Origin of the sequence: Gordonia neofelifaecis NRRL B-59395 (assembly GCF_000192435.1) — a bacterium.
GTDB classification, from domain to species: Bacteria; Actinomycetota; Actinomycetes; order Mycobacteriales; family Mycobacteriaceae; genus Gordonia; species Gordonia neofelifaecis.
This window is the reverse complement of the sequence record NZ_AEUD01000025.1, coordinates 1-23,473: the sequence shown is the minus strand read 5'-3', so window position 1 is coordinate 23,473 and position 23,473 is coordinate 1. Positions and strand designations below refer to the sequence as shown.

The 23,473-nt window shown below is 70.5% G+C and carries 2 protein-coding genes; both read left to right on the top strand.

What is annotated here, in order from left to right; all coding sequences use genetic code 11:
• Positions 1 to 218 precede the first annotated feature (218 nt).
• Complete coding sequence (locus SCNU_RS18890) at positions 219 to 8,354, top strand: amino acid adenylation domain-containing protein (RefSeq protein WP_238526494.1); 8,136 nt, start codon at positions 219 to 221, stop codon at positions 8,352 to 8,354.
• Positions 8,351 to 23,473, top strand: a 15,123-nt coding sequence (locus tag SCNU_RS18885; protein ID WP_009681021.1) for a non-ribosomal peptide synthetase, incomplete at its 3' end; no start/stop codon positions are given. The genes SCNU_RS18890 and SCNU_RS18885, both read left to right, overlap by 4 nt.

The window sequence follows — 23,473 nt, the reverse complement described above, 5'->3', positions numbered from 1 at the left end:
TCGTCCGGAGAGAGGGAGGTGTGGCCAAGTGCACGTAATATTGTGCCGACCCTGCAACGATAGGGTTTCTGAGAGGGGGTCGTGTATCCGATGAGTGGAGACTTATGAGAGGCCGGACGGAGGTCCGCGCCGGAGCGGAGTCGTAATGACCGCGATCCGAGCCGACCTCAGACGCGTCGGGGAGTGTTGTGGGTGGTGCAGAAGGAGCGTTACGAACGGTGGTTGTGCGCAACGATGGTGAGACCGGTACTGGGGCGGGTCCCCACCGGACGTTTGCATCGGACGCCCACGACCTTCTGCCGCTGACTGCACCGCAGCGCGGCATGTGGTTCGCCGAGACGCTCTCGGTGGACTACTCGGTCAACATCGCTCAGTTCATCGATATCCGGCACGACGCGGGAGCCCTCGACGTCGATCTGTTCGTGGAGTGCTGCGAGCACGTCGGGAAGCAGGTCGAGTCCCCGTACGTCCGGCTCACGGTCGCCGACGGCATCCCGCTGCAGTACGTGGACGTCGAGTACGACCAGCACGTCGACGTTCTGGACTTCCGCGGCGAGGCCGATCCGGAGGAGGTGGCGCTGGCGTGGATGCGGGACGAGTACCGGCGGCCGGTCGACGTGATGACCGATCAGCTCATCGTCGTCGCGATCCTGCGGATCGCCGACGACCGCACGTTCTGGTACAGCCGCGCACATCACCTGATCCTCGACGGCTACGCCGCGCTCACCGTCGCGAAGCGGGCGCTCGACCGGTACAACGCGCTGCGGCGCGGCGAGGAGTACACCGACCCACCGGCCGCCACACTCGCCGAACTCGTGGACTTCGAGAACGACTATCAGACCGGCAGCCGCAGGCTCCGCGACCAGGAGTACTGGCGCGAGCGTGTCGCCGACCTCCCGGAACGTGTCACCCTCGCGCACTCGACGGTCCTCCCGGCGCTGTCGTCGGACAACATCCGCTCGGAGTCCGAGCTCTCCGGTTCCCTGCAGAGTCGCCTGGAGGAATTGGCCGGTGAGCTCAACGCCTCGGCGGCCGTGGTCCTCACAGCGGCGTTCGGTGCGTTCCTGTCGCGCATGTCCGACACGGACGGCGTGGTGCTGAACCTGCCCGTGACCGGCCGCACCACGGCGAAGACGCGGAACGCCGGTGGCATGCTGTCGAATGCGCTCCCGATCCATCTGCGGGACGCCGAGTCGAGCGCTGTGCGCGACGTCATCGGCAGCGCACTCCTCGAACTCACCGGCGCGCTGCGCCATCAGCGGTACCGGTCGGAGGAGATTCTGCGGGACTCCGGGCTCTCCGGCGGTCAGATGGGGTTCGGGCCCACGATCAACATGGTGTTCTTCGACGCGCCGCTGACCATGGAGGGCGCGGACCTGGACTACCAGATCCTGACCTCGGGTGCGCTCGAGGACCTGCTGCTGAATCTCTATCAGGCGGGTCCGGGCGAACCGATCTCCATCGACCTCCACGGAAACCCCGGGCTGTACTCGCAGACCGAGATCGACGATCATCTGCGGCGTTTCGTCGTCTTTCTCGAGCGGTTCCTCGCCGACCCGGACCGGAGTGTCAACGACCTCGATCTGCTGGTGCCCGGCGAGCTCGAGGAACTCGAGGCGACGGCGGGTAAGCCCGACCCCCGGCAGCAGCCCCTGGCGGGCATCCTCGAAGACGCCGCCGCCATCGACCCGGATGCGCTCGCCGTGATCTCGGGACCGGACAGCATCACCTACCGGGACCTCGACGCGCGCTCGAACCAGCTCGCGCGGCTGCTCATCGAGCAGGGCGCCGGACCCGAGACGATCGTCGCGCTCGCGATTCCGCGATCCGTTGCACTGATGGTCGGCATGTGGGCCATCGCCAAATCCGGTGCGGCATACATGCCGATCGACCGCGACTATCCGAGCGACCGTATCGCGTACATGCTCGCCGACTCGAAGACCCACCTCGGCCTGACGATCGGTGGTCCGCCCGACGCGGAGGCGGCAGCCGGGATCGACTGGATCCGGCTGGACACCGACGAGACGGCGCGTCGCATCGACCAGTACGCGCCGGCTCCGGTCCGCGATGCCGATCGCACCGGCCCGCTTCGGCCCGAAAACCTGGCGTACGTGATCTACACGTCCGGCTCCACCGGACGACCGAAGGGCGTCGAAGTCACCCACTGCGGGCTCCACGGCTTCGGCCAGAGTCTGCTCGGGACGCGCGGAGCGGTCGACCGCTGCCACGTCCCGGGACTGACGAGCCCCAGCTTCGATGCCTCGATCGCCGAGTACCTGTTGGCCTTCCAATCCGGCGGGACCCTCAACTACCGGCCGGCCGACGCCGTCGCCGGTCGGCCGCTGGAGGAGTTCATCCGGGCGTCGGAGATCGACACCCTGATCCTCACCCCGACGGTCCTGAGCACCCTCGATCCCGATCGGGTCCCGAGTGTGCAGAGCGTCATGGTCGGCGGCGAGGCCCTGTCCGGCCGACTCCGTGACGTCTGGGCGCACAGCCGTTCGATCCACAACGCGTACGGTCCCACCGAGGCCACCATCGCGCTGACCCACAGCCATGAGCTCGAGTCGAAGGTCCCGGTGCTGCTGGGCATCGCCGTCCACGGTGCCAAGCTCTACATCCTCGACGACGAGCTGCGTCAGGTGCCGGTGGGCGTGCTCGGCGAGCTCTACGCGGAGACCCCGGGCCTCGCGCGCGGCTATCACGAGAGACCGGACAAGACCGCCGAGCGGTTCATCGCCAATCCCTTCGGACCGCGGGGCAGCAGGCTGTACCGCACCGGTGACGTCGTTCGGTGGCGGGCCGGCTACACGGGACACCTGAATCTCCAGTACCACGGCCGCTCCGACGACCAGATCAAGCTTCGCGGTCTGCGAATCGAGCTGGGTGAGATCGGCGCGGCGGTCCGACGGGTCGAGGGGGTCACCGCAGCCGTGGTGGTCGGCGTCGACGCCGACGGCGTCCCGGTACCGTCCGGGGTGTCGGTCGTCGCCGGGCTGGCCGCGTATCTCGTGGGCGACGCCGAGGCGATCGATCTCCACGATGTGCGACGCGCCCTGCGGTCGGCTCTCCCCGAGTACATGGTTCCGGCGCGGTACGCCGTGCTGGACGAACTGCCGTCGACGCCGGTCGGGAAGCTCGACCGCGCGGCGCTGCCGGTGGCCGAGGTCATCGGCGGCGCCGGACACTACGTCGCACCGGAGAGCGAGATCGAGCACACGCTCGTCGCCTTGATCGAAGAACTGCTCGATGTGGAGCGCATCGGCACCGGCGACAACATCTTCGAGTTGGGCGCCGACTCCCTGATGGCGGCTCGCCTCGCCTCGCGCGCCCGTGAACACGCGGGGCTGGAGGTCAGCCTCGCCGACGTCTTCGGCAGCGCGACCGTCGGGGAGATGGCGAAGCTGGCCCGGTCGGTCGACGCGTCGACGCCCGAGCTCCAGCCGTACCCGCGCACCGGGCCGATCCCGGTGTCGTATCCGCAGACCCGTCTGTGGGTGATCAACCGGATCGACCCCGCTTCCGGGGCGTACAACATTCCGGGGGCCGTGCGGCTCGGGACCGACACCGACGAAGCCGCGCTGGAAGCGGCCGTCACGGATCTGCTGGAACGGCACGAATCGCTGCGCACGGTGTTCCCGGCCAACGACGACGGGACTCCGCACCAGCACATCCTGTCCACCGGTCACGCCGTGTCCGAAGGCGTGTTCCAGGTCGTGGACACGACCGCCGCCGACCTCGATGAGCGCCTCGCACAGATCACCGCAGCCGGGTTCGACCTGGTCGCGGACCTGCCGGCGCGGATCCGGCTGATCCGGGTCGATGCCGACGGACCGGTGCCGTCGTACGTGCTCGCGGTGGTCCTGCATCACATCGTCGGAGACGGACTCTCGATGGGGCCGCTCATCCTCGACCTGATGACGGCTTATGCGGCGCGCCGCGACGGCGGGGCGCCCGACCATGCTCCGCTGCCGGTGCAGTACGCGGACTACACGCTCTGGCAGCGGGACCGTCTCGGCGACATCGACGACCCGGGTTCGATTCTGGCCGAGCAGATCGCATTCTGGACCGCCGAGCTCGCCGGTCTGCCCGAACTTCTCGCGTTGCCGACCGACAATCCGCGTCCCGCGGTGCCCTCCGGCACCGGTGCGTACGTCGATCGCAGCCTCGACGCGGACACCGTGGCCGCGCTGCGGCGCCTCGCTGCGGAGCAGCACGTCACGCTCTTCACGGTGTTTCAGGCGGTCGCCGCGATCATGATCGGACGACTGACCGGGGCCGGCGACCTCGCGATCGGGACGGCCGTCGCGGGCCGCGACGACGCTCGCCTGCACGGCATGGTCGGCATGTTCGTCAACAGCGTCGCCGTCCGCCATCGGCTGGTCGACGACATGTCGGCCGGTGACTTCCTCCAGCGGGCGAACCATGCGGTCACCCGGGCGATCAGCCACTCCGACGTTCCGTTCGAGCAGGTCGTCGACGCGGTCGGCGTCAGCCGGTCGCGGGATCACTCACCGGTGTTCCAAGTCGAACTGGTGATGCAGCACGACGAGGTCAAGCATCTCCTCGCGGAGGCGAGCGGCATCGACATCGTCGACGCGCGTGTGCCGGCAGCGAAGTTCGATCTGGGCTTCAGCCTCGTCGAGCACGGCGCCACCGGCGAGTCGGCGGGCGAGATCGCGATCAGCCTGAACTACGCGACGGACCTCTTCGCATCGCAGACCGCCGAGCGGCTTCTCGGCTACTTCTGCCGCATCGCCCGCAGGCTGGCCACCGATTCGGGAGCACTCGGCCTGCGGATCAGTGAGATCGCCGAGTTCACCGACGCCGAACTGAACACGGTCGCGGCCCTCTCGCGCGGCCCGGAGGTAGCGGTTCCGTCGGCTACGCTCAGCGATCTGCTTCGCCGGCAGATCGAGGCGGCACCCGATGCGATCGCGTTGACCTTCGGTCGCCGCGACATGACGTACCGCGAGTTCGGCGACCGTGTCGCGCGGCTCGCGCACACGCTGATCGACGCCGGGGTGACCACCGGGACGGCCGTCGCGGTCGGGATCCCGCGTTCGTTCGAGCTGTTCGTCGCGGTGCACGCAGTTGTTGCGGCCGGCGGCCAGTACGTGCCGATCGACCTCCGACAGCCCGGGGAACGGATCGCGTACATGTGCGCCACCGCGGGCGTTCGCGTACTGCTGACCGCAGGCGGGAGCACCGATGCCCTGCCGTCCGGTCTGCCCGACGACGCGGCCGTGATCGTGGTGGACGCCGCGACTGCGACCATCGGCACACCGACCGGCGTGCCCGCGGTCACCGTCCGCGACCACGACGCCGCGTACACGCTGTTCACGTCCGGCTCCACCGGTCGTCCGAAGGGCGTGACAGTGGAGCATCGTGCCATCGTCAACCGGCTGGCCTGGATGCAGGCCGACTACCCGCTCGGCAAGGGCGACTCGGTGCTGCACAAGACCCCGATCACGTTCGACGTCTCGGTATGGGAGCTGTTCTGGCCGCTGACCGCGGGTGCACGTGTGGTGATCGCCGAGCCGGACCGTCACGGGGAGCCGGTCTATCTGCACGATCTGATCGTCGGCGAGTCGATCACCATGCTGCACTTCGTGCCGTCGATGCTGTCGGCGTTCGTCGACGTCCTCGGCGCGGACCGGGTCGCCGAACTCGACTCGCTGCGCGTGGTGTTCACCTCCGGGGAGGCACTGACCGCACCCGCGGCGAATGCGCTGCTGCACGCGCTCCCGGCGGTCGAGTTGCACAATCTCTACGGTCCGACCGAGGCCGCGGTGGACGTCACCGCCGAGCGCGCGACGATCGGCGAACGTCCGGTGCCGATCGGCTCGCCGGTGTGGAACACCGAGACCTACGTGCTGGATCCGAAGCTGCGGATGTTGCCGCTCGGGGTCCCCGGCGAGCTCTACCTCGGGGGTGTCCAGCTCGCGCGCGGCTACGCTTCGCAGGCAGCGCTGACCGCCGAGCGGTTCGTCGCCGATCCGTTCGGACCGTCCGGCGCTCGCCTGTACCGGACCGGCGACCTGGTGAAGTGGAACTCCGACGGTCGACTCGAGTACCTGGGCCGCACGGACTTCCAGGTGAAGCTTCGCGGCCAGCGGCTCGAACTCGGTGAAGTCGAGGCCGCGTTGGCAGCGGTCCCCGGAGTGGTGCATGCCGCCGCCGGACTCGCACAGTTCCCGACCGGTGACCAGTTGGTCGGGTACCTCGCCCCCAAGAGCGCGGACGTGGCGGCCGCACGCGCCGCCGTGGCTGCATCGCTACCGGAGTACATGCGTCCGACACTCTGGGTCACGCTGCCCGAGATGCCGCTCAACGCCGCGGGCAAGGTGGACCGCCGTGCGCTTCCCGATCCGACGCTGCCCGATGTCGAGTACGTCGCGCCGACCGGTCAGATCGAGGAGATGGTCGCGGCCGTGTTCGCCGAGGTGCTGGGCGCGGACTCGGTCGGTGTCGCCGAGTCGTTCTTCGAACTGGGCGGCAACTCACTGAGCGCGACCAAGGTGATCGCCCGACTCGGTGCGGCGCTCGATCGCAATCTGCCGATCGCGGCGATCTTCGACGCTCCCTCGGTGGCCGAGCTCGCCGACTACATCCGGACGACCGACGACGACTTCCGGCGGCCGGCCCTGGTGTCCCGGGAGCTGGGTGACCGAGGTCCGCTCTCGACCGTGCAGCGCGGTATGTGGTTGATCAACCGGGCCGACCCGGACTCGCCCGCGTACAACATCGGATTCGCGTTGCAGATGCAGGGCGACCTGAGTCTGCCCGCGCTCCGACAGGCCGTGCACGACGTCGTGGCGCGGCACGAGTCGTTGCGCACGGTGTATCCGATGGTCGACGGTGATCCGATCCAGGTGGTGCTCGGTGCCGACGAGATGGTCGCCGGGATGGACTACCGGGAGATCGACGTCCTCGGCGAGGTCGAGACGGTGATCGCCGAGGTCGCGGGACAGGGCTTCGACGTGACCGCCGCTCCGCCGGTGCGCATGGCGGTCCTGAAGACCGGACCGCAGGAGTTCGTCACCGTCACGGTGATTCACCACATCGCCGCGGACGGCGCGTCGACGGTCCCGCTCGCACGCGACCTGATGGCGGCGTACGGTGCGCGGGTCGACGGAGGCGAGCCCGCGTGGGCGCCGCTCCCGGCTCAGTACCTCGACTTCGCGCTCTGGCAGGAGGCGTGGCTCGCGTCCACTGAGAGGAGCGCCTCCGGCGAGGCTCAGCGTCAGCTCGACTACTGGGCCGATCGTCTCGCGGGCGCGCCCGCGATGCTGGAGCTCCCCGCCGATCACCCGCGTCCCCGGGTGCCCGACTACCAGGGCGCCGTCGTCGAGTTCGAGATACCGGCGACCCTCGTCCACCGACTCGAGGTGGTGGCCCGCCAGCATCACGCGACGCTGTTCATGATCACCGAGGCGGCTTTCGCGGTCCTGCTGAGCAGGCTGTCGAGGCAGCACGACGTGGTCATCGGCACGCCGTACGGCGGCCGGAGCGATCGCAGCCTCGACGATGTCGTCGGCATGTTCGTCAACACTCTGGCGATGCGCACCGAACTGCGAGACGAGGAGAAGTTCGCCGAACTGCTCGCACGTGTCCGGGCCGACGTGATGACCGACCTCGACAACGCCGACGTCGCCTTCGATACCGTCGTCAGCCAGGTCCTCGATCGGATTCCGACGGCGTACAACCCGGTGTACCAGGCGATGTTCGCGTTCCAGAACTTCTACTTCCCGACCGTGGAGCTGTCGTCCCTCAGCATTTCGCCGGTCTCCGAGCAGGTGCTGCCCGCGAAGGTGGACCTCCAGCTGACGCTGTACCCGAACGATCCGAACGAGCAGGCGAAGGCGGGAGCACCGATGCGCGGGCAGATGCTGTTCGCGGCGGCGCTCTTCGACCACGCCACCGTGGAGCGGTACGCCGAGCGGTACGTACGGATCCTGGAACAGGTGGCCGAGCTCCCGCAGATCGCCGTGGGCGACATCGCGATCGACATCGCGGGCGACCAGCCGACCCAGAAAGCGGAGGCCGCTGAGGCACGCTCGCTGTCGGACCTGGTGGCGGAGGCCTCCGCGGTCGCACCGGAGGCCGAAGCGGTGTCGCTGTCCGGCACGACGGTGACCTTTGCGGCGCTGTCCGCGACGGTCTCGGTGATGGCGGCGGCTATTCCGGACCCGGATTCCGCCCTCACCGCCACCCTGATGAGCGTCCTGCCCACGCTGGCGGCCGGCGGCGCAGAGCAACTCGGCCAGGTCCTCGCCGACCTCCGTGAACGCGCAGAGAGCGCAGCGAACTCAGCTGCGCAAAGTTCGACAGAAGGAATGATCAACTCGTGACCGAACCCATCGTCAGCTCGTCAGCTTTTGCGCGACTGTGGGGGGTGTCGCCGTCGACGATCGATCTGATCTCCTTCGTCGCGAGCGAGCAGCCGGAGGCCGTCGCGTTCGAGGCGAGCGGTACGGCAGTCGCGTTCGGGGCACTGAATACGCAGGCGCAGGCGACCGCCTCGGTCTTCGCGGCGCAGGGAATGGACACGGACCTCGCGGTGAACGCCGCGATCAGCGGAACGCTCGCCGGAGCAGGCATGGCCCCCGCCGAGACCGCGGTCGCGATGGTCTCGGCGATCGAAGAGATCCGTCGCACCGCCCTCGGCATCGTCGGCGCAGACTCGCTGTCGACGGTTCCGGCGATCGTCGGAGCGGTCGCGCGCCGCGCCGGCGACCGGGTCGCGGTCCAGGATCGAGACGGCCGGTCGCTGACCTACCGCGAGCTCGACGAGTCGTCCGACCGGATCGCCGCGGCCCTGGTGCACGCGGGCGCGGGACCGGAGGTCCTGGTCGGCGTCGGTCTGCCGCGCACTGCGGATCTGGTGGTCGCGCTGCTCGGCGTGCTCAAGTCCGGTGCCGCCTACATCCCGCTGGACACGTCGCATCCGCTCGACCGGCTCGGGGCCGTGGTCGACGACGGACGGCCGCTGCTGATCCTGACCGCCCCCGACATGACCGACACGTGGTCGGTGCTCGACGCGCCGGTGACGACCGTCGACGAGCTGCTCGCGGACGGCGGTGAGGCGGCCGCAGCGGCACCCGCCCTGGACCCGGGCAATCCCGCCTACGTGATGTACACGTCGGGTTCGACGGGTAAGCCGAAGGGCGTCGTCATCACTCATCACGACGTGGTGGCCTTCCTGTCGGCGATGGCGAAGGAGTACGACTACTCCTCGGACGACGTGTGGTCGATGTTCCAGTCGTACGCGTTCGACGTCTCGGTGAGCGAGATCTGGACCTCGCTGGCCTTCGGCGGCCGCCTCGTGATCGCGGACTTCTTCACCACGCGGTCGCCCAAGGACTTCGCGGCGCTGCTCGACGAGGAGCAGGTCACCGTCGTCAACCTGACGCCGTCGGCGTTCTATCAACTCGCCGGCGCCGTGCGGGACGCCTCCGGGCCGCGGTTCGCGCCGTCGGTGCGGTCGATGATCCTGGCCGGCGAGGCGCTCGACTTCGAACAGGTCAGGCGGTGGTACGCCGACCGGCTCGCCGTCGACGGGTCGGCGGGACCGCAGCTCAACAACATGTACGGGCCCACCGAGGCCACCGTGTTCTTCACCCGGCGCGAGTTGTCGCCGGAGTTCGTGGCGCAGACGAGCGCGAGCGACATCGGCGCCGCACTTCCCGGCGGCCGCGCGTACGTGCTCGACGCCCGGCTCAACCCGGTCCCCGAGGGCGTTCCCGGCGATCTCTACCTCGCGGGGGAACAGCTGGCGCGGGGCTACGCCGGCCGCTTCGACCTCAACGCCAGTCGGTTCGTCGCCGACCCGTTCAGCACCGCCGGCGGCCGGATGTACCAGTCCGGCGACGTGGCGATCGTGCGCGGCGGCGGGCTCGAGTACCTCGGCCGCTCCGACGATCAGGTGAAGCTCCGCGGCTTCCGGATCGAGCTGGGCGAGGTCGAGGCCGGGCTCTCGGCCGCGGAGGGCGTGGTGGCCGCGGCCGCCGCGGTCAAGGAACGCGACGGTTTCCCTGCACAGCTGGTCGGCTATGTGACGACGGTCGGCGGCGAGCCGGTCGACGGCACGGCGCTGCGACGGTTCGTGGCCACCAAGGTGCCCGAGTACATGGTGCCGGACCTGGTGATGGTGCTCGAGCAGCTGCCGCTCAACGTCAACGGCAAGCTCCACCGCGCCGCTCTGCCCGAACCGGTGGTCGCCGAGACGGTCGAGTTCGTGGAACCGGCGTCCGACGTCGAACGCGAGCTCGTCGACATCTTCACCGAGGTCCTGGGGCTCGAGCGCATCAGCGTCGTGGAGTCGATCTTCGACGTCGGCGGCAACTCGCTGCTCGCCGCCCGGATCGTCGGTCGTGTCGGAGAGCAGTTCGGCGTCGATCTGACGATCCGCGATCTGTTCGACGCGCCCACCGCGCGGGAACTCGCCGCGGTGACCGCGGTCAAGGAGCCCGGCCTGCCCGCGATCGAGGCGGCGACCGGCCGTGGCGACCGGGCACCGCTGTCCCTCGCGCAGCAGCGCATGTGGTTCATCAACCGCTTCGATCCGGCAGGCGGGGCGTACAACATCCCGATGGTCCTGCGGATCGCGGGCGACCTGGACCACGCGGTGCTTCGCGCGGCCCTGCTCGACGTGATCGGCCGCCACGAGGTGCTGCGCACGCGGTACGCGGTCACCGACGCCGGCGAGAGCGTGCAGGTGGTGATGCCGCCGGCGAGCGCCGCGACCCTGCTCGACTGGGCCGACGTCTCGGTCGAGACCGAGCTGGCCGACGCCGTGCTCCTAGGCTTCGACCTGGCCGACGAACTGCCGCTGCGCGTCCGCGTCTGGAGCCCCGCCGACGGTCCGACGACGCTGCTCCTCGTGGCGCATCACATCGCCTTCGACGGCGAGTCCTTCATTCCGCTCGTCAGCGACCTGATGACCGCGTACGCGGCGCGCGCGGACGGGCAGGCGCCCGCCTTCGAGCCGCTGCCGGTGCAGATCGCCGACTATGCGATCTGGCAGCGTTCGGCGTTCGGTGACCTGGCGGATCCGGATTCGCTGATCGGCAAGCAGCTCGCGTACTGGGAGCAGCAGCTCGACGGAATGCCCGGCCTCCTGGAGATTCCGACCAGCCGTCCGCGGCCGTCGGCACCGACCCATCGGGGCGGCGTGGTGGAGTTCGAGGTCGACGAGGACGTCTCGACTCGCGTCGCCGAACTCGCCAAGCTGCACGGCGCGAGCCCGTTCATGGTGGCTCACGCCGCGCTCTCGGTGCTGCTCGGCCGCCTGGCCGCCACCGACGACGTCGCCGTCGGCACACCGATCGCCGGTCGCGGTCAGTCCGTTCTCGATCCGATGATCGGCATGTTCGTCAACACCCTGGTGCTGCGGACGCGCATCGACGCGGGCATGACGTTCTCGGAGCTGATCGACTCGGTGCGCGCGACCGATCTCGCCGCGCTCGCCAACGCCGACGTGCCGTTCGAGTCGGTGGTCGAGCGGGTCGACCCGGTCCGTTCGGAGGCGTTCGCGCCGCTGGCTCAGGTCTGGCTGTCGTTCGACCAGACCGCGATCCCCGGTGTCGCGGGCGAGGGCGTCGACGACATCGAGGTCAGCGGGCTGCGCGTGAGCGCGGCACAGCCCGAGACGGTCGCCGCGCGGGTCGACCTGACGGTGGGTATCACCGACCACGGAGACGGCTGGCGTGGGCACCTGCTGTACGCCACCGACCTGTACGACGAGGCGGGTGCGGCGGCATTCGCCGAGCGTTTCGTCACGGTGCTCGCCGAACTCACCGCCGCTCCGCAGCGTCTCCTCGGTTCGGTTCATCTGCTGACCGACGCGGAACGCAGCCGGATCGCGCAGCTCTCGCAGGGGGCGGCCGCCGCCCGCGCCGACGGCACCGTCGACGCCCTGCTCGCCTCGGTCGCCGCGGAGCGCCCGGACGGGATCGCGCTGCTGGGTGACGGAGTCGCGATGACGTACGCCGAGTTCGGTGCTCGCGTGAACGACCTCGCGACGCATCTGATCGCGGCGGGCATCGCGCCCGACGCCGCGGTCGCGGTGTGCCTGCCGCGGTCGCCGGAACAACTGATCGCGGTGCACGCCGTGCTCGCCGCCGGCGGCCAGTACGTGCCCGTCGATCCGGCGACCCCCGGCGCCCGCATCGACGAGATGGTGAAGATCGCCAACGTCCGGCTCGCGCTCGTCGGCTTCGCCGACGAGTCGGAGCTGCCCGACGGACTCGTCACGATGACCGTCGACGCCGCAGGCCCGGTGCCCGTCGACCCGGGGCCGATCACCGACGCCGATCGCGTGGCGCCGCTGCTTCCGGAGCACGCCGCCTACACGCTCTTCACCTCCGGCTCCACCGGCGTGCCCAAGGGCGTCACCGTGTCCCACCGGGCCATCGGCACCATGCTGGACTGGCTCGGCGGAGTGCTCGGCGAGCCGTCGGACGAGCGGGTGCTGGTCAAGACCCAGTTCACGTTCGACGCCTCGGTGTGGGAGCTCCTGTGGCCGGTGTGCTCGGGTGCGACCGCCGTTCTGGTCGGCCCGGAGGGCCACCGCGACCCCGACGAGCTGCGACGCGTGGTCCGCGCGACAGAGGCCACCACGGTGCAGTTCGTGCCGTCGATGCTCTCGGTCTTCCTCGAAGGCGCCGAACGGTCCGACGTCGCGTCGCTGCGCCGCGTGCTGACCGGTGGTGAGAGCCTGTCGCCCGCGCTGCTGAAGCGGACGATCGACGGCATCCCCGGCGTCGTGGTCTCGAATCAGTACGGACTCACCGAGGCGGCCGTCGACACCACGATCCGCGAGTACGCCGAGCCGGCGTCAGCGGTCACCATCGGCGGACCGGTGCCGGGCAGCGGCGTCCACGTCCTCGACGCACGACTGCACCCGGTGCCCGCGGGCGTCCGGGGCGAGCTCTATGTGACCGGGCCCCAGCTGGCGCGCGGATACGCGGCCGCCGCGGGTCTGTCCGCGGAACGATTCGTGGCCAGCCCCTTCGCCGAGGGCGAGCGGATGTACCGGACCGGCGACGTGGTCCGCTGGACCGCGGCCGGTGAGGTCGAGTACCTCGGGCGGTCGGACTTCCAGGTCAAGCTCAACGGTCAGCGGATCGAACTCGAAGACATCGAGACCGTGCTCGCCGGTGCGCCCCAGGCGGCGCAGGTGGCGGCGGCGGTGCACTCGGGACCCGCGGGTGACCACCTCGTCGCGTACGTGACCGGCGCCCGGGAGCGGGATCTCGCGGCGATCAAGGACTTCGCGGACGAGCATCTGCCCGCGTACATGCGGCCCTCGGTCTGGATGGTCCTCGACGCCCTGCCCGTGGGCGACTCGGGCAAGGTCGACCGCGCCGCGCTGCCCGACCCGGACTTCGGCGGCGGCGAGACGGTGGCCGCGGTGGGGGAGCAGGAGGAGGCCGTCGCGGCGGTCTTCGCCGATCTGCTCGGTGTCGACGAGGTGTCGGTGACCGAGTCGTTCTTCGACCTCGGCGGCAACTCGCTGGCCGCGATGCGGGTGGCCGCACGCGTCTCCGAGGCACTCGGCGCGGCGGTCTCGGTGCGCGATGTCTTCGACGCCCCGAGCGTCCGAGAGCTGGTCGAGGCGGCGAGCGGTCGCGGCGCGGCGCTCCCGCCGATCGTCGCCGTCGAACCGCGTCCGGCGCGGATCCCGCTGTCATTCGCGCAGCAGCGCATGTGGTTCATCAACCAGTTCGACCCGGCCTCGTCGGCATACAACATTCCGCTGCCGCTGAAGCTGACCGGCGACGTGGATCTCGACGTGCTCCGCCGGTCCATCGCCGACGTGGTGGCGCGGCACGAGGTGCTGCGGACCACCTTCCCGTCGGCCGACGGCGCTCCCGTGCAGGTGATCGGCTCGGCCGACTCGGCGTACGACGCCCTCGACTGGGCCGTCGTGGACTCCGAGGCCGACCTGCTCGCGGCGGCCGCCGAGGGCTTCGACGTGTCCGTCGCGCTCCCGATGCGGGTGCGGGTGCATCGGACGGCGCCCGGCGAACTGCTGGTTCTCCTGGTCCTGCATCACATCGCCGCCGACGGTCAGTCGATGCGCCCGCTGGTCGCCGACCTGCTGGCGGCCTACACCGCGCGGGCGGCCGGGGCGGAGCCGTCGGCCGCTCCGCTGCCGGTCCAGGTCGCCGACGTCGCGCTGTGGCAGCACGAGGTGCTCGGCGAGGTGTCCGACGCCGACTCGGTGGTCGCCGACCAGGTCCGGTACTGGCGCGCGGCGCTCGACGGGATCCCCGACGTCCTCAATCTGCCCGGCGACCGTCCGCGACCGGCCGTCGCCACTCAGGCAGGCGAGCAGATCCGGTTCGCGCTGCCCGCAACGGTCGGTGCCGCGGTCCGCCGCGTCGCCGCCGAGAGCGGTGCGACCGACTTCATCGTCCTCCACGCCGCGCTCGCGGTGTTCCTGTCGCGGATGAGCGCCACCGACGACATCGCGATCGGCACGCCCGTCGCCGGCCGCGGCGCCGATCACCTCGACGCGCTGATCGGCATGTTCGTCAACACGCTGGTGCTGCGGACGGAGATCGCCCAGAGCGAGTCGTTCGCCGACCTGCTCTCTCGCGTGCGAACCATCGACCTGGCCGCCTACGACAACGCCGACGTCCCGTTCGAAGCCGTCGTCGACGCGTTGAGCCCGGCGCGGTCGGAGGCGTTCGCGCCGCTGACCCAGGTGCTGCTGTCGTTCCACGAGAACGCCGTCGACCTCGGCGCGGTGAGTGCCGGAGACCTGACGGTCGAGGCGGTCGACATCGCGGAGACCGCCGCGCGCGTCGATCTGACGTTGACCGTCGAGGCCGCGGCCGACGGCGACTGGTCGGCGTCTCTCGTCTACGCCACGGATCTGTTCGACCGGAGCACCGCCGAGTCGATGATGACGCGGTTCACCGCGTTGCTCGGCGAGCTCACCGCGAACCCGGCGGCGTCCGTCGGCGACGCGCCGTTCGCGACCGCGGCCGAGGCCGCGGAACTGATTCCGGTCGGCGGTCTGCCCGGCGCGGAGCCGGTCGTCCTCCCCGAACTCTTCGAGCGCGCCGCCCGGTCCCGGCCCGAGCATCCGGCGGTCGTCACCGCCGAATCGTCGATCACCTACGCCGAGCTCGACGCAGCGTCCAACCGCCTCGCGCGGCATCTGATCGCGGCGGGTGTGGGCGCGGAAACTCATGTGGCACTGGCGATCCCGCGATCGATCGAACTGATGACGGCGATCTGGGCGGTCGCCAAGGCCGGCGGCGCCTACGTGCCGATCGACCCCGACTACCCGGCGGACCGCGTCGCGCACATGATCGCCGACTCCGGTGCGGCGGTGGGACTCACCGTGAGCGGTGTCGACAACCTCTCGCCGGACCGCATCACCTGGACTCGCATGGACGACGGCGATGTCGTCGCGGCGATCGCCGCGCAGTCGTCGGCGCCGATCGACGACGCCCTGCGCGGCGCGCCGGTCCGCGTCGACGCGACCGCGTACGTCATCTACACCTCCGGCTCCACCGGCCGTCCCAAGGGCGTCTCCGTCACCCACCGCGGACTCGCGAACTTCGGCGCCGAGGAGAGCAGGCGCGCCGACGCGGACCAGACCGCGCGCGTGCTCGGCTTCGCCTCGCCCAGCTTCGACGCCTCGGTGCTCGAATACCTGATGGCGTTCACCACCGGCGGCACGCTCGCGTACCGGCCGGCCGCCGCGATAGGCGGCGACGACCTGCAGACGTTCATGCGGGACCAGCGGATCACGCACACGTTCCTCACCCCGACCGTGCTCGCGTCGATCGATCCCGCGGCGCTGCCCGATCTGCTCGCGGTCTACGCCGGCGGCGAGGCCGTCCCCGCCGCACTCAAGGACCAGTGGTCCGCGATCCGGCGGATCCAGAACCTGTACGGCCCCACCGAGACGACCATCGGCGTCACCATCGGTGCGCCGATGCGGCCCGGTGAGCCGGTGACCCTCGGCGGACCGATCGACGGCGTCGGCCTCCTGGTCCTCGACTCCCGACTGCACCCGGTGCCCGAGGGCGTCCTCGGCGAGCTCTACATCGCGGGCGTCGGTCTGTCCCGCGGCTACCTCGACCGCCCGGCGCTGACGGCCGAACGTTTCGTCGCCGATCCGTTCGGCGTCGCGGGCGAACGGTTGTACCGCACCGGCGACGTGGTCCGCTGGACGCGCGATGCCGACGACCGCCTGACGCTTGCGTATGGCGGTCGCAGCGATGATCAGGTCAAGTTGCGCGGTCTGCGCATCGAGCTCGGCGAGATCGAGTCGGTGCTGGCCGCGCATCCGGCGATCGCCTCGGCGGTCGTCCTCGGGCTCACCGCGGACGGCGGGCTCGCGGCGTCGGGGGAGTCCGTCATCTCGGGGCTCACCGCGTACTACGTCCCACTCGACGGCGACGTCGACCAGTCGGAACTGCGGGATCACCTGGCGGCCGAGCTGCCGCTCTACATGGTCCCGTCCGGCTTCACCCGGCTCGACGCCCTGCCGCTGACGCCCGTCGGCAAACTCGACAAACGCGGTCTGCCCGCACCCCAGGCGACGCTCGCCGATGTGATCGTGGAACCGACGACGGCGGCCGAGGAGACTCTCGCCGCCATCGTGTCCGGACTCCTCGGACTCCCCGCCGTCAGCGTGACCGAGTCCTTCTTCGCCCTCGGCGGCGATTCGATCATGTCGATTCAGCTGGCGTCGGCCGCGCGGGCGGCGGGCATCGAGCTGTCGCCGCGCGAGATCTTCGAGCAGCGCACCATCCGCGCGATGGCCGCCGCGGCCGGCGCGCGCGTCGGCGTCGAACCGCTCGCCGAACCGGAGGGCGGGCCGCGCGGAACGATGCCGCTGCCGCCGATCGTCTCCTGGATGATCGAGCACTCCGACACCCCGGCGGACTTCGCCGACATGTCCCAGTCGATGGTGCTGCGCGCGCCGGCGGACCTCACCCTCGACGATCTGGCGCCGCTGCTCGACGCGGTGGTCGCGAGCCACCCGATGCTGTCGGCGTCGCTGACCGAGGACGACGGCGCCTGGACCCTCACCAGCGGGGAGGCGTTCGACCCGTCGGCCGCTGTGTCGGCTCTCGACGCCGCCGGCCGGGTCGGCAGCCCGGAGTTCGACTCGTCGATCCGGACCGCGTTCGAGCAGGCGTCAGCCGCACTCGATCCGGCCATCGGACGCCTGGTGCACGCGGTCCTCGTCTCCGATCCGGACGGCGCCGCCCGCATCGTCCTGGTCATCCATCACCTCGGCGTCGACGCCGTTTCGTGGCGGCCGATCATCGAGGACCTGGTCCAGGTGTGGGCGGGTCGGAGGGCCGGGCGGTCCGTCGCGCTGCGCGGTGAGACGACTTCGGCTCGTGCGTGGTCGAGCGCGCTCGCCGAGCGGATCGCCGACCACTCCGGCGAGCTCGGATACTGGCTGGACCGGCTCCCGGCGAAGCCGACGGAGCTCGGCGCCCGCGTCGACCGTGACCGTGACCGGGTCCGCACCGTGGCCTCGCACACCCTGACGGTTCCGTCCGCGGTCACCGAATCGCTGCTCACCGCGGTCCCGGAGGCCTTCGGCTCCGGCGTCAACGACGCCCTGCTGGCCGCCCTGGGCCGTGCCGTCCGATCCTGGCAGCACGCCCGCGGGATCGGCGACTCCGCACCCGTGTCCGTCGCAGTGGAGGGCCACGGCCGCTACGAGGAGGTCCTCGAGAGCGGCGACGCGCCGCGGCGAGCCGACCTGTCGCGCACGGTCGGCTGGTTCACGACGCTCGCACCGGTCAGCATCCGCGTGACCGACGACCTGGTGCACACCGTGAAGGCCGTCAAGGAGGAACTGCGCGGCCGGCCGTCGAACGGCATCGGCTTCGCCGCACTCCGGTACGGCGCCGACACCGAACTGTCCGCGCGACCGCTGCCGGTGATCTCGTTCAACTACCTCGGCAACGTCGCAGGCGACGACGCGGAAGCGGACCTGCTGCCCGACGCCTCGGCACCGCGTCTGCCCGCCACGGCGACCGGCGCGATGGTCGCGCCCGCCATCCTCAACATCACCGTCGGCACCGCGCTCGGCGCCGACGGCCGCGAGTTCGCGGTCGACATCGGATTCCCGGCCGGACTCCTGGACGCCGACGACGTCGCCGATCTGGCCGAGCGCTGGACCGGCGAGCTCGCCGCCATCGCCGACCTGGTCCGCCGAGAGGGCGGCCAGGGACTGTCCCCGTCCGATGTGCCGGGCGCTCCGGCCACCCAGGCAGACCTGGACATGATCGGCAAGCGCTTCCCCGGGGCGGCGGTGTGGCCGCTGTCCACCCTGCAACGCGGTCTGCACTTCCAGGCCGAACTCGCCGAAGCCGGCCGCGCCGAGGGGGCGGTCGACGTCTACATCGCGCAGGCCGTCGTCACGCTCGGCGGCGAGGTGGACGAGAACCGATTGCAGGACGCCGCGCGTGGCCTGCTCGCCCGTCACCGCGTGCTGCGATCCGGCTACCTCCGCGCACCCAGCGGCACCGCGCTGGCAGTGGTGCCGGAGTCGGTCGACCTCCCGTGGACCGCGGTCGACGTGCCTGCCGGCGGCGACTCCGAGGCATTCGTCGCGGAGACGGCCGCTCAGCAGCGTGCCCTGCCGTTCGACATGACACACGCGCCGTTGATCCGGTTCGTGCTGGTGCGCGACGCCGTCGGTCGGACCGACTTGATCGTCACGAGCCACCACATCCTGCTCGACGGCTGGTCGAGCCCGCTGATGCTCGCGGACATGCTGGCCCTCTACGCGACCGGTCGCACCTACACCGAGTCGGTCTCCGACGCCGACACCGACTTCGAGGACTTCCTGACGTACCTCGCCGGTCTGGACCAGGACGCGGCGCTCGCCGCGTGGCGCCCGCTGCTGGCCGACTGCGGCGGTCCGACGCTCGTCGCCCCGGGGCACGAGGCCACGACCGACCAACTGCCGCGTGAACTCGCGGTCCGGCTCGACACCGAGCTGACGTCTCGCATCGACGACTTCGCGCGCACGTCGGGCGTCACCCTGTCGACCGTGCTGCAGTTCGCGTGGGGCGTGCTGCTGTCGCGGATCACCGGCCGCCGCAAGGTCGCCTTCGGTGAGACCGTGTCGGGTCGCCCGGCCGATCTGGCGGGTGTCGAGTCGATGGTCGGCCTGTTCATCAACACGCTGCCCGTCGTCGTCGACGTCGAACCGGCCGCGCCGGCCGCGGACGTCCTCGCCGCTCTGCAGGCGGCCAAGGTGTCCGTGCTCGACCACCAGCACGTCGGACTGCCCGAACTCATCGGACTCGCGGGCGGCGGTCAGCTGTTCGACACCCTGACCGTCCACGAGTCGTACCCGGTGGACTCCGATTCGCTGGAGAACCGCGACCTCGGCGGGATGACCGTCGACGGGGTCACCGGCTACGACGCGACGCACTATCCGCTGACGATGGTGACCGCCGAACACGGCGGAGCCGTCGAGCTGAAACTCAAGTATCTGCCTAATGCGTTCGGCGACAACGAGATCGAGGTCTTCGCCGACGCGCTGCGGTCGATTCTCGGTGCGGTCGCCGACGATCCGTCGACGCCGATCGCCACGATCCCGCTCGGTGACGACTCCGGGTACGCCGCATCGGTGATCCCGCCGCAGATCGACACCCGCAACGCCGGACGGAATCTCGTCGAGCTGTTCGCCGAGACGGTCGACGCGCACGGCGCGAACGCCGCGGTGTCCGACGGCATGCAGACGCTGACCTATGCCGAGCTCGACGAGCGGTCGACGGCGATCGCCGCCGGATTGACGCACGCAGGCGTCGTTCCGGGTGACCTGGTCGCCGTCGCGACCGGACGGTCGGTGGACCTGAGCGCCGCGATCCTCGGAGTGCTGAAGACCGGCGCGGGCTACCTGCCGCTGGACACCACCAATCCGGCCGATCGACTCCGGTTCATCGTCGAGGACGCGGCACCGTCGGTGGCGATCGTCGACGAGGAGACCGCGGACCTGGACCTGTGGCTGTCGCTGCCGCCGCACGTCGCCGTCCATGCGATAGGCGATCTCGCGGACCAGGGGAGAGGTGTCTGTCTCGCCGCCCCGACGGTCCCCGCCGACGGCCGTGCGTACGTCATCTACACGTCGGGTTCCACCGGTCGTCCGAAGGGCGTCGAGGTGACGCACCGCGACGTCGTGACCCTGATGGACACCGCCTCGAGTGACTTCGACTTCCGGTCGGACGATGTGTGGACGATGTTCCACTCCTACGCCTTCGACTTCTCGGTCTGGGAGCTGTGGGGCCCGCTGCTGTCCGGCGCGCGGCTGCTGGTGATCGGGCGCGACGTCGCCCGCGTCCCCGCCGAGTTCCTGCAGCTGTGCGCGGACGAGGGCGTGACCGTCCTCAGCCAGACGCCGTCGGCGTTCTATCAGTTCGCGCAGGCCCGTCGGGATGCCACGGACACCCCGCTCGGCCTGCGGTACGTGGTGTTCGGCGGTGAGGAGCTGAACTTCGAGTACGTCCGCCGCTGGTTCGACGACTTCCCGTCTCCGCTGGTTGAGCCGGTCCGGAGCGAAGCGGAGGACCGTGTCGAAACCCCCGCCACCCCGACCCCCGGCTTCCCACAGCTGGTCAACATGTACGGCATCACCGAGACCACGGTCCACGTGACTTTCCGTGCCTTGGACCCGGAGTCGGTGCGCGCCGACGACGCGAGCTTCATCGGCAGGCCGCTGGCCTCCCTCGGCCTGCACCTGCTCGACGAACGACTCCGCCCGGTGCCCGACGGCATCGTCGGCGAGATCTCCGTGACCGGCGGCCAGCTCGCGCAGAGCTACCTGAACCGCCCGGGTCTGTCCGCCGAGCGGTTCGTCGCGAACCCGTTCGGGCCGGATGGCTCGCGCATGTACCGCACGGGTGATCTCGCGCGGAGGGTCGGCGACGACATCGCCTACCTCGGCCGCGGCGACGCGCAGGTGCAGTTGCGCGGCTACCGCATCGAGTTCGGCGAGATCGAGGCCGGGATGCTGACCGCGGACGGTGTCACGGCCGCTGCCGCCGCCGTCGTCGAGATGGCCGGTCGCGGTGAGCAACTCGTCGGCTACGTGGTGCTCGGCGACGACACCGCGCTTGATGCGCAGACCATCCGGACCGCTGCCGGAAAGTCCGTCCCGGCGTACATGGTTCCCGATCTGGTGGTGGCGATCGAGGAGCTGCCGCTGACCGCCAACGGCAAACTCGACCGCGCGGCTCTGCCCGCACCCGACGCCGGCGATGTTCACGAGGAGTACGTCGCGCCGGCCGACGACCGCGAGGCCGCCGTCGCCGGCGTCTTCGCCGAAGTGCTCGGTCTCGACCGGGTGGGTGTGGCGACCGGCTTCTTCGACCTCGGCGGCAACTCGCTGTCGGCCACGCGGCTCGCGGCTCGCGTCTCCGACGTACTGGGTACGTCGGTCTCGGTGCGCGACGTGTTCGGCGCGCCCACGGTGCGCGACCTGGTCGCTGCCACGGCGGACAACGCCGCGGCGCTTCCGCCGGTCACCGCGGTCGTGCCGCGCCCGGACGTGATCCCGCTGTCGTTCGCACAGACGCGCATGTGGTTCATCAACCAGCTGGAGCCCGACGCCCCGACGTACAACATCCCCGTTCTGCTCCGCATCCGCGGGGACCTCGACCTCGACGCGATGCGCGGCGCACTGGCCGACGTCGTCGCACGGCACGAGACGTTGCGGACCACGTACCCGTCCGTCGACGGCGACCCGCGTCAGCTGATCCACGGGGTCGACGAGATCGACGCCATGCTGGACTGGCAGGTGGTCGAGTCCCGCGAGCGGATCGAGGCCGCGCTGGTCGCGGGCTTCGACGTCGCCACGCAGCTTCCGCTGCGCGCCCGGCTGCTGCAGCACGCCGACGAGTCGATCCTCGCGCTCGTCGTTCACCACATCGCCACCGACGGCGAGTCGATGCGACCACTGGTCGCCGATGTCATCGGCGCCTATCTCCCACGTGTGGAGGGACGGGCGGCCGACCTCCCGCCGCTGCGCGTCCAGATGGCCGACTACGCGCTCTGGCAGCACCGCGTACTGGGGACCGTCGACGACCGCGAATCGGTCGTCGGCCGCCAGCTCCACTACTGGCGCACCCGTCTCGCCGGGCTCCCCGACCTCCTCGAACTGCCCGCGGACCGGCCGCGACCTCACGTCGCCAGCGGATCCGGCGGCGTGGTGCATGCCGCGATCCCGGCTCCGCTCGCCGCCCGCGTCACCGCGCTGGCCGCGGACACCGGGACGACGCCGTTCATGGTCCTCCATGCCGCGCTCGCGGCCCTGCTGTCGCGTCTGTCCGCCACCGAGGACATCGCCATCGCCACCCCGGTGGCGGGCCGCGGTCAGGCCGAGCTCGACAGCCTCGTCGGCATGTTCGTCAACACCCTGGTGCTCCGCACCGAGGTTCACGGTGCGATGACGTTCGCTGATCTGCTGACGCAGGCGCGAACCGCGGACCTGGATGCGTTCGCGAACGCGGACGTGCCGTTCGAGTCGGTCGTCGACGCGCTCAATCCGATCCGGTCCCAGGCGTTCGCGCCGCTCGCCCAGGTCCTGCTGACCTTCGCCCAGAGTGCCGACGACCAGTCGGACGAGGTCGTGCTGCCGGGTCTGACCGTCTCGCCGATCACGCTGTCGGAGCTGCCCGCGCAGCGCGACCTGACCGTCACCGTCTCCGACCGGGGAACCGGCGGCTGGGATGCGGAGCTCCTCTACGCACGGGACCTGTTCGACGCGGCGACCATCGAATCGTTCGCCCGGCGGCTGGTGTCGCTGCTCGACGCGGTCGTCGGCGACCCGTCGACCGCGATCGGAGACGTCCGACTGCTCGACGATGCGGAACTGGCGTCGAAGCACGTCGTCGAATGGGGAGCCGAGCACGAGCTGCCCGCCGTCGCGTCGATCCCCGAGGCCGTCGCGGCGCAGATCGCGGCCACCCCGGACGCGTTCGCGCTGCTGTTCGGTGACCGTGAGGTCTCGTACGCCGAGTTCGGTGCGCGGGTGAACACGTTGGCGCGTGAGTTGATCTCTGCGGGTGTGGGTCCGGATGTGGCTGGGGCGCTGTGTATTCCGCGTTCGGTGGAGATGATGGTCGCGATTCACGCGGTCCTCGCGGCGGGTGGTCAGTACGTTCCGATCGACACCGCCACCCCGAGCGATCGTGCGCGATACATGATCGAGACGGCCGGTGCAGAGGTCCTGCTCGTCACCGATCCGGCCGACGTGACCGACGTCGTCATCGCGGCCGCCGAAGGTGGGGCACGGGCGATCCGCGTCGATGCCACCGGTGCTGTGGACCCGTCGGCGAGGCCGCTGAACCCGGCAGAGCTGCTCGGTCCCATCCGACCCGACACGGCGGCCTACACGCTGTTCACCTCGGGTTCGACCGGCCGCCCGAAGGGTGTGACGCTTTCGCATGAGGCGGTCCTCAACCGGCTG